The 12588-nt window shown below is 73.3% G+C and carries 13 protein-coding genes and 1 riboswitch; of the genes, 5 read left to right on the top strand and 8 right to left on the bottom strand.

Annotated features, from left to right (window positions below):
• Positions 1-19: 19 nt before the first annotated feature.
• Positions 20-2029: an anthranilate synthase family protein gene (locus tag Q3Y56_RS07990; RefSeq protein WP_304461253.1), complete on the bottom strand. Its 2010-nt coding sequence runs from the start codon at positions 2027-2029 to the stop codon at positions 20-22.
• Between the two features lie 97 nt (positions 2030-2126).
• The gene (locus Q3Y56_RS33380) at positions 2127-2183 is read right to left on the bottom strand and encodes a trp operon leader peptide (protein WP_369696850.1); all 57 of its coding nucleotides are present in this window, start codon (positions 2181-2183) and stop codon (positions 2127-2129) included.
• Positions 2184-2295: 112 nt separating this feature from the next.
• On the opposite strand from Q3Y56_RS33380, the gene Q3Y56_RS07985 reads away from it, so the two are divergent.
• Both Q3Y56_RS07985 and Q3Y56_RS07980 read left to right on the top strand, forming a co-directional pair.
• Positions 2296-3645: a class II 3-deoxy-7-phosphoheptulonate synthase gene (locus Q3Y56_RS07985; RefSeq protein WP_304461252.1), complete on the top strand. Its 1350-nt coding sequence runs from the start codon at positions 2296-2298 to the stop codon at positions 3643-3645.
• Positions 3646-3728: 83 nt separating this feature from the next.
• Complete coding sequence (locus tag Q3Y56_RS07980) at positions 3729-4028, top strand: bacterioferritin-associated ferredoxin (protein ID WP_304461251.1); 300 nt, start codon at positions 3729-3731, stop codon at positions 4026-4028.
• A gap of 21 nt (positions 4029-4049) precedes the next feature.
• Here Q3Y56_RS07980 and bfr read toward each other — a convergent pair whose 3' ends face one another.
• The gene (bfr, locus tag Q3Y56_RS07975) at positions 4050-4538 is read right to left on the bottom strand and encodes a bacterioferritin (RefSeq protein WP_304461250.1); all 489 of its coding nucleotides are present in this window, start codon (positions 4536-4538) and stop codon (positions 4050-4052) included.
• A gap of 199 nt (positions 4539-4737) precedes the next feature.
• Between bfr and Q3Y56_RS07970 the strand changes: the two genes are divergently transcribed.
• Complete coding sequence (locus tag Q3Y56_RS07970; RefSeq protein ID WP_304461249.1) at positions 4738-5361, top strand: sulfite oxidase-like oxidoreductase; 624 nt, start codon at positions 4738-4740, stop codon at positions 5359-5361.
• Positions 5362-5397: 36 nt separating this feature from the next.
• On the opposite strand, the gene Q3Y56_RS07965 is transcribed toward Q3Y56_RS07970, so the two are convergent.
• From Q3Y56_RS07965 to thiO, 5 genes are all read right to left on the bottom strand, one after another.
• Positions 5398-6243, bottom strand: coding sequence for a deoxyribonuclease IV (locus tag Q3Y56_RS07965; protein WP_304465512.1), 846 nt, complete (start codon positions 6241-6243; stop codon positions 5398-5400).
• A gap of 33 nt (positions 6244-6276) precedes the next feature.
• Positions 6277-8208 (bottom strand): Stk1 family PASTA domain-containing Ser/Thr kinase, encoded by a 1932-nt coding sequence (pknB, locus tag Q3Y56_RS07960; RefSeq protein ID WP_304461248.1) that lies wholly within the window; start codon positions 8206-8208, stop codon positions 6277-6279.
• 116 nt (positions 8209-8324) lie between these two features.
• Positions 8325-9119, bottom strand: a complete 795-nt coding sequence (locus Q3Y56_RS07955) for a thiazole synthase (protein WP_304461247.1) — start codon at positions 9117-9119, stop codon at positions 8325-8327.
• A gap of 2 nt (positions 9120-9121) precedes the next feature.
• Entirely contained in the window at positions 9122-9322 is a 201-nt protein-coding gene (gene thiS / locus Q3Y56_RS07950; protein WP_304461246.1) for a sulfur carrier protein ThiS, read from the bottom strand.
• Positions 9319-10494, bottom strand: coding sequence for a glycine oxidase ThiO (thiO, locus tag Q3Y56_RS07945; RefSeq protein ID WP_304461245.1), 1176 nt, complete (start codon positions 10492-10494; stop codon positions 9319-9321). Before thiO ends, thiS begins: the two co-directional genes overlap by 4 nt.
• A riboswitch (TPP riboswitch) is annotated at positions 10492-10606 on the bottom strand. It overlaps the preceding gene by 3 nt.
• Positions 10607-10835: 229 nt before the next feature.
• Between thiO and Q3Y56_RS07940 the strand changes: the two genes are divergently transcribed.
• Together Q3Y56_RS07940 and Q3Y56_RS07935 are read left to right on the top strand one after the other, a co-directional pair.
• Positions 10836-12047 carry an NAD(P)/FAD-dependent oxidoreductase gene (locus tag Q3Y56_RS07940; RefSeq protein WP_304465511.1) on the top strand — a complete coding sequence of 404 codons (1212 nt, stop codon included), beginning with the start codon at positions 10836-10838 and terminating at the stop codon, positions 12045-12047.
• A 125-nt stretch (positions 12048-12172) separates the two neighbouring features.
• Entirely contained in the window at positions 12173-12538 is a 366-nt protein-coding gene (locus Q3Y56_RS07935) for an Rv2175c family DNA-binding protein (protein WP_304461244.1), read from the top strand.
• Positions 12539-12588 lie beyond the last annotated feature (50 nt).

The raw sequence follows: 12588 nt of genomic DNA, 5'->3' as shown, positions 1-12588 counted from the left end.
ACTGCCCACAACCTGTTGGTCAGACGCGTACGGCCGCGAGGAGCTCCGACACGATCGACGCGCCGTCGAGTGTCAGGACCGACTCGGGGTGGAACTGGACGCCCGCGAACCCCGGGCCCCGCAGGGCGTGGACGTCGCCCGTCACCGCGTCCCGGCTCACTTCGACCCCGTGCAGGGCCAGCTCACCCGCCGCACCCTCGTCGCACCGAGCCGTGAACGTGTTGTAGAAACCCACGACCTCCTCCCGCCCGAAGAAGTCGATCCGCTCCTGCGCCCCCTGGAACGGCACGTCCTTGCGGACGATGTCGAGGCCCAGCTCCGCCGCGATCAGCTCGTGCCCCAGGCACACCCCCAGCAGACCGTGCCGGTGCCCGCGCACCAGCTCCGCCGCGAGCCCCCGCAGCAGCCGCATCTTCGGGTCCCCGGCCTGCGCCGGATCGCCCGGTCCCGGCCCCAGCACCACCGGTCCCCGGTGCGCCGGCGCCGCCTCCCGCAGGCCCGGCTCGTCGAACCGCCGTACCGTCACCGCCAGCCCCGACGCGCGCAGCAGATGCGCCAGCATCGCGGTGAACGTGTCCTCGCCGTCCACCACCAGCGCGTGCCCCGACAGCCGACCGGACGCCCCAGCGGCCCCAGCCGCCCCGGGCGCGTCGGACGCGTCGGGCGTCCGCATCCGCAGCCAGAACGGAGCCAGGTCCGCGCGCCGGGCGGCCAGCGCGGCCTGGACCCGCGGGTCGTCGGCGAGCGGGGCCGTCGTCGGCCGGGCGGGCCGCGCCGGGACGTCCGCCACGCCCAGCGCGGCGAGCACCCCCGCGGCCTTGGCGTGCGTCTCGGCGACCTCGCCGTACGGATCGGAGTGGCGCACCAGCGTCGCGCCGACCGGCACCCGCAGCCGGCCGTCGCCGTCGATGTCGGCGGTGCGGATCAGGATCGGCGAGTCCAGGGTCTGGGCGCCGCCCGCGTCGCGGCCCAGCAGGGCCAGGGCGCCCGCGTAGTAGCCCCGACCCCGGTAGCGCGGGCCCCCGCCCCGGCCCCGGCCCTGGGTCCGCCCCGCGCCGTCCGGCCCCGCGGCCTCGTACCGCTCGATCACCCGGCACGCGTTCTGCACCGGCGACCCGGTGACCGTCGCCGCGAACATCGTCTCCCGCAGCACCTCCCGCGCGTCCAGCGACGACCGGCCGCGCAGCTCGTACTCGGTGTGCGCCAGGTGCGCCATCTCCTTCAGCCGGGGGCCGACGACGACCCCGCCCATGTCGCCGACGGTGCACATCATCTTCAGCTCCTCGTCCACGACCATGGACAGCTCCTCCACCTCCTTGCGGTCGTGCAGGAACTCCAGCAGCCCGGCCACGCTCGCCCCGTCGCGCGGATAGCGGTAGGTGCCGCTGATCGGGTTCATCACCACGGTCCTGCCGGTCATCCGGACATGGACCTCCGGGCTGGCCCCGACCAGCGTCCGGTCGCCCAGGTGCACCACGTACGTCCAGTAGGCCCCGCGCTCGCCGGCCAGCAGCCGGCGGAACAGCGCCAGCGCGTCGGCCGCCGAGAAGCCGGGGATGCGGCCCTCGAAGGTCCGCCGGATCACGAAGTTGGCGCCCTCGCCGGTGCCGATCTCGTCCTCGACGATCCGCCGGACGATCTCGGCGTACTCCGCGTCGCCCACGTCGAACGCCCCGCCTTCCACCCGCACTCGGTGGCCGGGCAGCTCCGCCAGTACCTCCGCCAGCGGCAGCTCGTACGTCTCCTCGGGGCGCAGGACGGCCAGCGGCGTGCCGTCGTCGTACGCGTCGAAGCCGCGCTCGCGGATCTGTCGGAACGGGATCAGCGCCAGGGCGTCGTGGGACGCCTCGCCCGCGGGCGCGCCGGTCGGCAGCGGGATGTCGGCCAGCCGCTCCACCTCGCCGACCGGCCCGATCAGCACCTCGACGACGTCGTCCGGGTGACCGGGCGTGCGGCGACGCAGCAGGGCGAAGGGCGGGCAGTCGGCGGAGAGCAGCCGTCGCACGACGGCGGCGGTGTCGTGGTGCATGTGCGGGGTTCCTTCCGGGAGGAGGGAAACGGCCCGCGCAAGAAAACGCCGAAGGCCGCCCCTCGGCGGCCTTCGCGTGTCTTGAGTGCAAGCGCGATCAGTGGGCCGCCGGATGAGCGGTCCACCACCAGTCCATGGTCAGTCGCGCGAACATGCCCGGCACCCTACCGGACCCGGCGGCGCAACGGGCCACGCGGAACGGACGAGTTGTCTCACCTTTTGGGCATCCGGCTGGACGGCCACCAAGACCCCTTACTGTTGACAGCGTGACCGTGAATGCCGAAACCCACGCCGGTGGCAACACCTGGCGCTCCCTTCCCGCGGCGCAGCAGCCCGACTGGCCGGACCACGAGGCTCTGCGCGATGTGATCGCCGAGCTCGAGTCCTATCCGCCGCTCGTCTTCGCGGGCGAGTGCGACCAGCTGCGCGCCCGGCTGGGAGCTGTCGCGCGCGGTGAGGCGTTCCTGCTCCAGGGCGGCGACTGCGCCGAGGCGTTCGACGCCGTCGGCGCCGACCAGATCCGCAACAAGCTCAAGACGCTGCTCCAGATGGGCGCCGTGCTCACCTACGCCGGGTCCGTCCCGGTGGTGAAGGTGGGCCGGATCGCCGGGCAGTACAGCAAGCCGCGCTCCAAGCCGACCGAGACCCGCGACGGCGTGACGCTGCCCACCTACCGGGGCGACTCCGTCAACGGCTTCGAGTTCACCGCCGAGGCCCGGATCCCGGACCCGCAGCGGCTGAAGCGGATGTACCAGGCGTCGGCGTCGACGCTGAACCTGGTGCGCGCCTTCACCACCGGTGGCTACGCGGACCTGCGCCAGGTGCACGCCTGGAACCAGGACTTCGTGAAGTCCTCCCCGTCCGGTCAGCGCTACGAGGCGCTGGCCCGTGAGATCGACCGGGCGCTGAACTTCATGAACGCCTGCGGGGTGGACCCGGAGGAGTTCAAGACCGTCGAGTTCTACTCCTCGCACGAGGCGCTGATCCTCGACTACGAGTCGGCGCTGACCCGCACCGACTCGCGCACCGGCCAGCTGTACGACGTGTCCGGGCACATGGTGTGGATCGGTGAGCGCACCCGGCAGCTGGACGGGGCGCACATCGAGTTCGCCTCCCGGATCCGCAACCCGATCGGGGTGAAGCTCGGCCCGACCACCACCCCGGAGGACGCGCTGACGCTGATCGACCGGCTGGACCCGGACCGCGAGCCGGGCCGGCTGACCTTCATCACGCGGATGGGCGCGGACAAGATCCGCGACCGGCTGCCGAACCTGGTGGAGAAGGTCAGCGCGTCGGGCGCGCAGGTCGTGTGGATCTGCGACCCGATGCACGGCAACACCTTCGAGGCCGCCTCCGGCCACAAGACGCGCCGCTTCGACGACGTACTGGACGAGGTCAAGGGCTTCTTCGAGGTGCACAAGAGCCTGGGCACCCACCCGGGCGGCATCCACGTCGAGCTGACCGGCGACGACGTCACCGAGTGCGTGGGCGGCGGCGACGAGATCTTCGTCGACGACCTGCACCAGCGCTACGAGACGGCCTGCGACCCGCGGCTGAACCGCAGCCAGTCCCTGGACCTGGCGTTCCTGGTCGCGGAGATGTACCGGGACCAGTAAGAGCTGCTCTGACATGCGATGGGGCGCGGATCACAGCGATCCGCGCCCTCTTGCACTTTTGCCCGACGGCCAGGGCGGGTAAGGTGAGGGTAACCTTACTGATCATCGGGTCCATCCAGGAGCACCGCGTGTACGTCTGCTCATGCTTCGGCATCACCGAGAAGCAGGTGCAAGAGCACGCGTCTGCCGGTGCCTGCACCCCCCGGCAGATAGCCGGCGCGTGCAAGGCGGGGACGGACTGCGGCTCCTGCGTGCGTCGGATCCAGGCGCTGCTCGGCCGGGGCGCGTGCCCCCGCCGCGAACTGCTCGACCAGGGGGAGCCCGCCGCCGCGGTGCTGGCCGCGGAGGCCGGCCCGGTCCCGGTCGCCTCCCGGGCCGCCTGAGCCAGGCGCCCGACCCGGACCTCAGCCGCCGTTCGGGGTCGTCTGCTCGATCTGCTGGGCGATGTAGAGCGGCTCGCCGAGCTTCTCGATGAGGTCCAGCTGGGTGTCGAGGTAGTCGATGTGGTGCTCCTCGTCCGCCAGGATGCTCTCGAAGATGTTGGCCGAGGTGATGTCCCCCTTGGCGCGCATCACCTCGATGCCGCGCTTGAGCCGGTCGATCGCCTCCACCTCGACCTGCCGGTCGGCCTGGAACATCTCGGTGAGGGTCTGGCCGATCCGGACGTGGAAGAGCCGCTGGTAGTTGGGCAGCCCGTCCAGGAACAGGATCCGGTCGGTGAGCACCTCCGCGTGCTTCATCTCGTCGAACGACTCGTGCCGGGTGTAGGCGGCGAGCTTGGTCCAGCCCAGGTTCTCCTGCATCTTGGCGTGCAGGAAGTACTGGTTGATCGCGGTCAGCTCGCCGGTCAGCTGCTCGTTGAGGAACTCGATGACCTCGGGGTCGCCCTGCATCGAGGGGCTCCTTCCAATCCAGGCGGGGAACGGCAGATTGCGCGCATCGTCGCACCGCGCCCTCGGGGAGTCCAGTAAGTTCACGCTTAGTACGGCTTGCCCGAATCGCCCTCCCGTCTCCCACCGCCACCCTCAAGGGAAGATTCTCCCTGGCCTGCGCTGGTCACGACCACCCCTCACGGTCTGACACCATGGAGCCATGGGTCAGTCGGAACACCGCGAGGGGGAGCTCGCACAGCTGCCTCCGGGGCAGCGGCTGCAGCGCGGTTGGCCGGTTACGCACTACGGGCCGGTCCCGAAGTTCAAACCGGACCGCTGGGAGTTCCGGGTCTTCGGCGCCACCGCCGACGGGGACAAGCACACCTGGACGCACGACGAGTTCTCCGCGCTGCCGTACACCACGGTCGTCGCCGACCTGCACTGCGTCACGAAGTTCAGCATGCTGGGCGCGGAATGGGGCGGCGTGGCCGCCCGTACGATCCTCGAACTCGCCCCGCCCGCGCCCGCCGCCACCCATGTGATGGTGTGGGCGGAGTACGGCTACAGCGCCAATCTGCGGCTGGCGGACTTCACCGGCGAGCGCACGATTTTCGCCACCCACAAGGACGGTGAGCCGCTCACCGCCGAGCACGGGTTCCCGGCGCGGCTGATCGTCCCGCACCTGTATGCCTGGAAGGGCCCGAAGTGGGTCCGGGGCGTTGAGTACATGACCGCCGACCGCCGCGGCTTCTGGGAGGAGCGGGGCTACCACAACCTCGGCGACCCCTGGCGCGAGCAGCGCTACTCGTACCAGGAGGAGCCGGGCGACGGCCCCGAGCTGTGACCCGGCGGCCGCGTCCCGCGCGTTTCCCGGTCGCCCTCAGGCGTCGCGCAGCTCCTTGAGCCGGGCCACGTCGGCCGCGTACTGCTCCTTGGGGCCCGGCGTCTCGATCACCAGCGGCACCCCCGCCGTCGCCGGGTGCCGGAACAGCTCACGGAACGGCTCGGCTCCGATGTGGCCCGCGCCGATGTTCTCGTGCCGGTCCTTGCGGGCGCCGGCGACGTCCTTGGAGTCGTTGGCGTGGATCAGTTTCAGCCGGCCCTCGCCCACCACCGACACCAGCTCGTCGAGGGTCTGCTTCATCCCGCCGGGCGCCGCGAGATCGTGGCCCGCCGCGAAGGCGTGGCAGGTGTCGAGGCAGACACCCAGCCTGGGGTGGCGGTCCAACGCGTCGAAGTACGGGCCGAGATCCGCCACCAGCGAGCACAGGGACGCGCCCTGCCCGGCCGTCGGCTCCAGCAGCAGCCACGGGTCGTCGTCGTGGTCCAGCTCGTCCAGCAGCGGCAGCAGCAGCGAGCGGACCTGGGTCAGCGCGGTGGCGCGATCCCGCCCTCCGGTGGCGGAACCGGTGTGCACCACGACCCCCAGCGCGCCGATGGCCCGGCCGCGGCGCAGCGAGTGGCGCAGCGAGACGCCGGAGCTGTCGGCCGTGGCCGGGGTGTGCGAGCCGAAGTTGATCAGGTACGGCGCGTGGATGTACGCCGGGATCGACCGCTCGGCGCAGCGGGCGCGGAACTCCTCGTCCTGGGCGGGGCTGCCGGGCGGGGTCGCCCAGCCGCGCGGGTTGGCGACGAAGACCTGCACGGTCTCGGCGCCGATGTCGGCGGCGTACGACAGCCCCGTGCCGGCCAGGCCGCGGGCGGCCACCGGCACATGGGAGCCGATCGGATTGCGGGCGCGGCCCCGGGCGGGCCCCGGTCAGAAGACACCACCGTCGACCTCGATGGTGATCGTGCTGCCCTCGGCGGCCTTCTCGCCCGCCTCCACCGACTGGCCGCTGACCTCGTCGCCGGGGAACAGCAGCGGACGGTCCACCTCCACCTTGAAGCCCAGGTCCTCCAGCGTCTTCTTGGCGTCGTCGACGTTCTCACCCTCGACGTCGGGCACCTCGATCATCCGCGGGCCCTTGGAGACGCTCAGCGTGATCGTGTCGCCCTTGGCGGCCGGGCCCTCCGACGGCGACTGCTTGGCGATCGTGCCCGCCTCCTCCTGGGAGAACACCCGCTCCTCGGCGTACTCGACCTTGAAGCCCGCGTCCCGCAGGTCCGACTCGGCGTCGGCCACCGACTCGCCGATCACGTCCGGGACGTCGAGCTTCTCGCCCTTGCTGACGGTGATGCCGACGGCGGTGCCCGGGCGGCGGGTGGTGCCCGCGCGCGGGTCGGTGGCGAGCACCTGGTTCTGCGGGGTCTCGTCGCTGAACGCCCGGGTCACGGTGCCGACGCTCAGCCCCGCGTCCTGAAGCTGCTTGCGCGCCTCGCTGAGGGGCATGCCGACGACGTTGGGCACATCGGTCCGCGGCCGCCCCTTGGAGACCTTGATCGTCACGGTTCCGGTGTCGCGGATCCGGGAGCCGACCGCGGGCTTGGTGCCGATGACCTTGCCCCGCTCCGTGACGTCGCTGAACTCCCGGACGACCTTGACCTCCAGGCCCTCGTCGCGCAGCTTCTGCTTCGCCTTGGCCTCGGTCATGTCGATCACGCCGGGGACCTTGGTGAACTGGCCGGAGTTGATGTACCACACGCCCGCGCCGATGCCGAGGAGCAGCAGCACGGCGGCGACCATCGTCAGCAGCGGGCGCGGCGGCAGCCCGCGCCCCGCGCCGCGCCTGCCCCGCCGGGCCGGGGCGGGCGGCTCCGGCGGCAGCTCCAGGCGGCTGGTGTGCTCCATCACGTCGGCCCCGGCCGCCATCGGCACCGGGCGCGCGATGACGCTCGTACGGTCCTCGGAGTTGTCGTGCGTGTCGGAGGTCGCACGCGGCGGTACGAGGTCCAGCTGCGCCTCGGCGAGCTCGGCGCGGGCGGCCCGGGCCAGCCCCAGCAGCTCGACCGCGTCGTCCGGGCGCGACTGCGGGTCGCGGGCCGTGGCGCCCGCCACCAGGCCGTCCAGCGCGGGCGCGAGGCCCGGCACCGCCGCGGACGGCGCGGCGATGTCCTCGTGGAGGTGCTGGTAGAGGACCTGCGCCGGGGTGCCGCCCGCGTGCGGCTTGGCGCCGGTCAGCATCTCGTACAGGACCACGCCGCAGGCGTAGACGTCCGCGCGGGTGTCGGCGGTGCCGTGCTCGATCTGCTCGGGGGCCAGGTAGGACACGGTGCCCATGACCGAGTCGGTGGAGGTGCTGGTGGCGGTGTCGACGGCGCGGGCGAGCCCGAAGTCGGCGACCTTGACCCGGCCGTCGTCCCCGATCAGGACGTTCTCCGGCTTCATGTCGCGGTGCACGAACCCGGCGCGGTGCGCGGCGCCGAGCGCGGCGAGCACCGGCTCCAGGATGTCCAGGGCGGCGCGCGGCTGCAGGGCGCCGCGCTCGCGCAGCACGTCCCGCAGGGTGCACCCCGCGACGTACTCCATCGCGAGATAGACGTACGTCCCGTCGGTCCCCTGGTCGTAGACGCCCACCACGTTGGGGTGGGCGAGCCGGGCCACGGACTTGGCCTCGCGGATGAAGCGCTCGACGAAGGCGGCGTCGGCGGCGAGCGAGGGGTGCATCACCTTGAGGGCGAGCACCCGGTCCAGCCGGGTGTCCACGGTCCGGTAGACCGTGGCCATGCCACCGGCCGCGATCCGCGCCTCGACGCGGTACCGGCCGTCGAGCACCTGCCCGACCAAGGGGTCCTGGAGGGTCGTATCCACGACAACGCAGTCTACGAGCCGACTCGCACCGGCCCTCTACCCGTGGGTCCAGGCCGCCGTACTGCAGCCGAACGGTGACATGGCCACGGCCGGGGACCGGGCCCCGGCGGCGCGGGTCAGAACGCCGGACGCTCCGGGTCGAAGTCCGCCAGGCCCTCGGTCGGCGACGACGCCTGCGCGAAGTGCCGGCGCGGAATCCGGCCCGCGCGGTACGCCAGCCGCCCCGCCTCGACCGCGTGCCGCATGGCGCCCGCCATCAGCACCGGCTCCTGCGCCCGGGTGACCGCCGAGGCGAGCATCACCGCCGCGCAGCCCAGCTCCATCGCCAGCGCCGCGTCCGAGGCGGTCCCGGCGCCCGCGTCGAGGATCACCGGGACCCGCGCCCGCTCGACGATCAGCTGGAAGTTGTGCGGGTTGCGGATGCCCAGACCGGAGCCGATGGGGGACCCCAGCGGCATGATCGCGGCGCAGCCGGCCTCCTCCAGCCGGCGGGCCAGCACGGGGTCGTCGTTGGTGTACGGCAGGACCGTGAACCCGTCGTCGACCAACGTCTCGGCGGCGTCCAGCAGCTCGACCGGGTCGGGCAGCAGGGTCCGCTCGTCCGCCACCACCTCCAGCTTGATCCAGTCGGTGCCCAGCGCCTCCCGGGCCAGCCGCGCGGTCAGCACGGCCTCACCCGCGGTGAAGCAGCCCGCGGTGTTCGGCAGCACCCGGATGCCGTGCCGCTCCAGCACGGAGAGCACCGAGCCCTGCACGGTCGGGTCGAGGCGGCGCATGGCCACGGTCGTCAGCTCGGTCCCGGACGCCAGCAGCGCCCGCTCCAGCACGTCGAGGCTCGGCGCCCCGCCGGTGCCCATGATCAGCCGGGAGTCGAAGGCGGTCCCGGCGATGACGAGGGGGTCGTCCGCCATGGTCAGCCTCCCTGGACCGCGGTGAGGACCTCGACGCGGTCGCCGTCACGGAGCGGGGTGGACGGCCACTGGCCGCGCGGTACGACGGTCTCGTTGACGGCCGCCGCGACCCCGCTGGGGGCGGCGGTGAAGCCGGCCACGAGCCGGTCGAGGGTGAGGCCCTCGGGGATTTCGCGCGGCTCACCGTTGACGCTGACGGTCATGCGGACTGCTCCTGATCGGATGAGGGGGAGGTGGGGAACCGCTGCGGGGAGAACGGGCGGGCCTGCTCGGGCAGCGAGCCGGAGGTCAGCACCTCGGCCATGACATCGCCGGTGACCGGGGTGAGCAGGACGCCGTTGCGGTGGTGGCCGGTGGCCAGATGCAGCCCCGGCAGGGCCGTCGGGCCCAGCAGCGGGGCGTTGTCGGGGGAGCCGGGGCGCAGCCCGGCGCTGGTCTCGGCGAGCGGCAGCTCGGTGATGCCGGGCACCAGCTCGTGGGCGTCGCGGAGCAGCTCGTAGACGCCGCCCGCGGTGACGGTGGTGTCCCAGCCCAGCTCCTCGGTGGTCGCGCCCACCACCAGCTCGCCGTTCTCCCGCGGCACCAGGTAGACGTGTCCGCCGCGCACGACCGCCCGTACGGTCCGGGACAGGAACGGCGCGTACGCGGCGGGGACCCGCAGCCGCAGCACCTGCCCCTTGACCGGGCGGACCGGCGGCAGCACGGCCGGGGGCAGCCCCGCGATCCGCCCGCTGTGACTGCCCGCGGCCAGGACGGTCTGACCCGCGGCGAGGCGGGTGCCACCGGCCAGCTCGGCGCCGGTGACGGTGTCCCCGCTCATCTCGACCCGGTCCGCCCGCGAGGGGTGGAAGGCGACCCCGGCGCGCCGGCACGCGGTCAGCAGCGCCGCCGCGAGCCTCCGCGGATCGGTCTGGTGGTCGCCGTCCACGCGCAGTCCGCCCCGCACGCCGGGGGCCAGCATCGGCTCCAGGCGGCGGCACTCACGGCCGCTGAGCCACTGCGCGTCCAGCCCGCAGCGCTGCTGGAGCGCGTGCAGCTCCCGCAGGTGGGCGCGGTCGTCGGCGTCGAGGGCGACGGCGAGGGTGCCGCAGGCGCGGAAACCGGTGTCCTGCCCGCTCGCCTCCTCCAGCTCGGCCGTGAAGTCCGGGTAGCGGCGCGCGGAGGCGAGGTTGAGGCCGAGCAGTGTCTCCTCGCCGTAGTGGAGTTCGGTGACGGCGGCCAGCATCCCGGCCGCCACCTGGGCGGCGCCGCCGCCGGGCGCCGGATCGGCCACCGCGGTGCGCAGCCCCCGCTGCGCCGACCGCCAGGCCGTGACCAGGCCGATGATGCCGCCGCCGACCACGAGGACGTCGTACGGTCTGTCCGTTGCGTGCATGGGCCTTCTCGCCCCTCCCTTCGCCGGCATGACCCGGATCAGGTTCGTACGGTCGGAGGCCGCCTCAGCCTCCCTCTCAGCCCGGTGCGTCCGGGCTCCCGCGAGTGCGTGTGCCGACACCCTAGTACGCCCGCCGAAGCGGCCGGAAGGGCGAGCGAGACGGCCCGGATAGCTGACGATGTGTCAGAGATCTCCTCGCGCGGTGTTCCGGCCGACCGGCGGTACCGACCTACGATGATCAGGTGACCGATGGGCTGAGCGAGCGGAAGCGGACCGATACGGGCGACGGTGGACAGGCCCCCGGCGGGACCCGGGGGAGAGTCGTGATCGTCGGCGCCGGGATGGCCGGGGTCCAGACCGCCGTCGCGCTGCGCGAGGAGGGCTGGCCCGGCGCCATCACGCTGCTGGGCGCCGAGCCCCACCAGCCGTACGACCGGCCGCCGCTGTCCAAGGCGCTGCTGCTGGGCAAGGCCGAAGGCGCCACGTTCGACGTGGACTTCGCGGCGCTCGGCGTCGACCTGCGGCTGGGCAGCCGGGCCACCGGAGTGGACCTGGAGCGGCGGAGCGTGCGGACCGACGCCGGTCCGCTGCCCTACGACCACCTGGTGATCGCCACCGGCGCCGACCCGATCTCCCTGCCCGGCGCCGAGCAGGTGCCCGGCGTCCACCTGCTGCGCACCCTCGACGACGCGGAACGGCTGCGCCCGGTCCTGGCCGCGCGGCACGACATCGTGGTGGTCGGGGCGGGCTGGATCGGCGCGGAGTTCGCCACCGCGGCGCGCGAGGCGGGCTGCGCGGTGACCGTCGTGGAGGCGGCGGAGCGGCCGCTCGCGGGAGCGCTGCCGCCCGAGGTCGCCGCGTACATGGCGGGCTGGTACCTGGACAGCGGCGCCGAGCTGATCACCAGCACGCGGGTCGCCGCGGTCGAGGAGGGCGCCGTGCTGCTGGCCCCCGGCGGCGCCGCCCGGGCCGGGGGCCCCGAGGGCGGCAGGCGGCTGCGGGCGGACGCGGTGCTCGTCGGCATCGGCGCCCGGCCCGCGACCGACTGGCTGGCCGACTCGGGCATCGACCTGGCCGCGGACGGCTCCGTGCTCGCCGACGAGCGGCTGCGGACCTCGGCGCCCGACGTGTACGCCGTGGGCGACTGCGCCTCGTTCCCGTCCGCCCGCTACGGCAGGCGGCTGCTGGTGCACCACTGGGACAACGCGTTGCAGGGGCCGCGGACCGTGGCCGCCAACCTGGTCGGCTCGCAGCGGCCGCACTTCGCCGGCGCGGTGTACGACCCGGTGCCGTACTTCTGGTCCGAGCAGTTCGGCCGCTTCGTGCAGTACGCGGGCCACCACGCCGCCGCCGACGAACTGCTCTGGCGCGGGGACCCGAGCGGTGCGGCGTGGAGCGTGTGCTGGCTGCGGGACGGCGCCCTGGTCGCTCTGCTGGCGGTGGGCCGACCGCGTGACCTGGCGCAGGGCCGCAAGCTCATCGAGAGCGGCGCGCGGATCGACCGGGCGAAGGCGGCGGACGCCTCAGTTCCGCTCAAACTCGCGGCACGGTGAGCCCGGTGGCCCCGGCGGGGCACGCCGTGTGGCCCCGCGGGCGCTCCGCGGGGCGGCCGGCGGCGTGAATCAAGGGGACGCGGAGCGTTCGCCGGTTGTCAGTCCCGGATGGCAGTCTTGGACCCGTGACCGAGATTGACGCAAAGACCGATGCTCTCGTGGCCGCCTGGCTCACCCTTCCCGACATCGCGGAGCGGCTGGACGTGGAGGTGACCCGCGTCCGGCAGCTGGTCAAGGAGGGCCAGCTGATCGCCGTGCGCCGTGGCGAGAACCGGGTGCTCCAGGTGCCCGCCGACTTCATCGGAGACGGAAAGGTCGTCAAGGGGCTCTCCGGGACCCTGACGCTGCTGAAGGACGACGGCTTCAGCGACGAGGAGATGCTGGAGTGGCTGTTCACCCCGGATCCGACCCTGCCCGGCACCCCCGCACAGGCCTTGCGCGAGAATCGCGGCACGGAGGTGAAGCGCCGGGCCCAGGCGCTCGCCGTCTGATCCGGCACCAGGGCACCTGATCCAGCACCGGACGCCCGCCGTCCGACCCG

Origin of the sequence: Streptomyces sp. XD-27, assembly GCF_030553055.1 — a bacterium.
In the GTDB taxonomy this organism is placed as follows: Bacteria; Actinomycetota; Actinomycetes; order Streptomycetales; family Streptomycetaceae; genus Streptomyces.
Note: the sequence above shows the minus strand (reverse complement) of the source record. Positions and strands in the feature narration are given on the sequence as shown.

What these genes read in the sequence shown, in the direction of transcription:
- bfr (WP_304461250.1), bottom strand. Translation starts at nt 4,538, where the DNA reads ATGCAGGGCGACCCCGAGGTCATCGAGTTCCTCAACGAGCAGCTGACC.
- thiS (WP_304461246.1), bottom strand. Translation starts at nt 9,322, where the DNA reads ATGACCGTCAGCGTCAACGGTGAGCCGCGCGAAATCCCCGAGGGCCTC.
- Q3Y56_RS07955 (WP_304461247.1), bottom strand. Translation starts at nt 9,119, where the DNA reads ATGGCGGACGACCCCCTCGTCATCGCCGGGACCGCCTTCGACTCCCGG.
- Q3Y56_RS07940 (WP_304465511.1), top strand. Translation starts at nt 10,836, where the DNA reads ATGGCCGGGGTCCAGACCGCCGTCGCGCTGCGCGAGGAGGGCTGGCCC.
- Q3Y56_RS07970 (WP_304461249.1), top strand. Translation starts at nt 4,738, where the DNA reads ATGGGTCAGTCGGAACACCGCGAGGGGGAGCTCGCACAGCTGCCTCCG.
- Q3Y56_RS07990 (WP_304461253.1), bottom strand. Translation starts at nt 2,029, where the DNA reads ATGCACCACGACACCGCCGCCGTCGTGCGACGGCTGCTCTCCGCCGAC.
- thiO (WP_304461245.1), bottom strand. Translation starts at nt 10,494, where the DNA reads ATGCACGCAACGGACAGACCGTACGACGTCCTCGTGGTCGGCGGCGGC.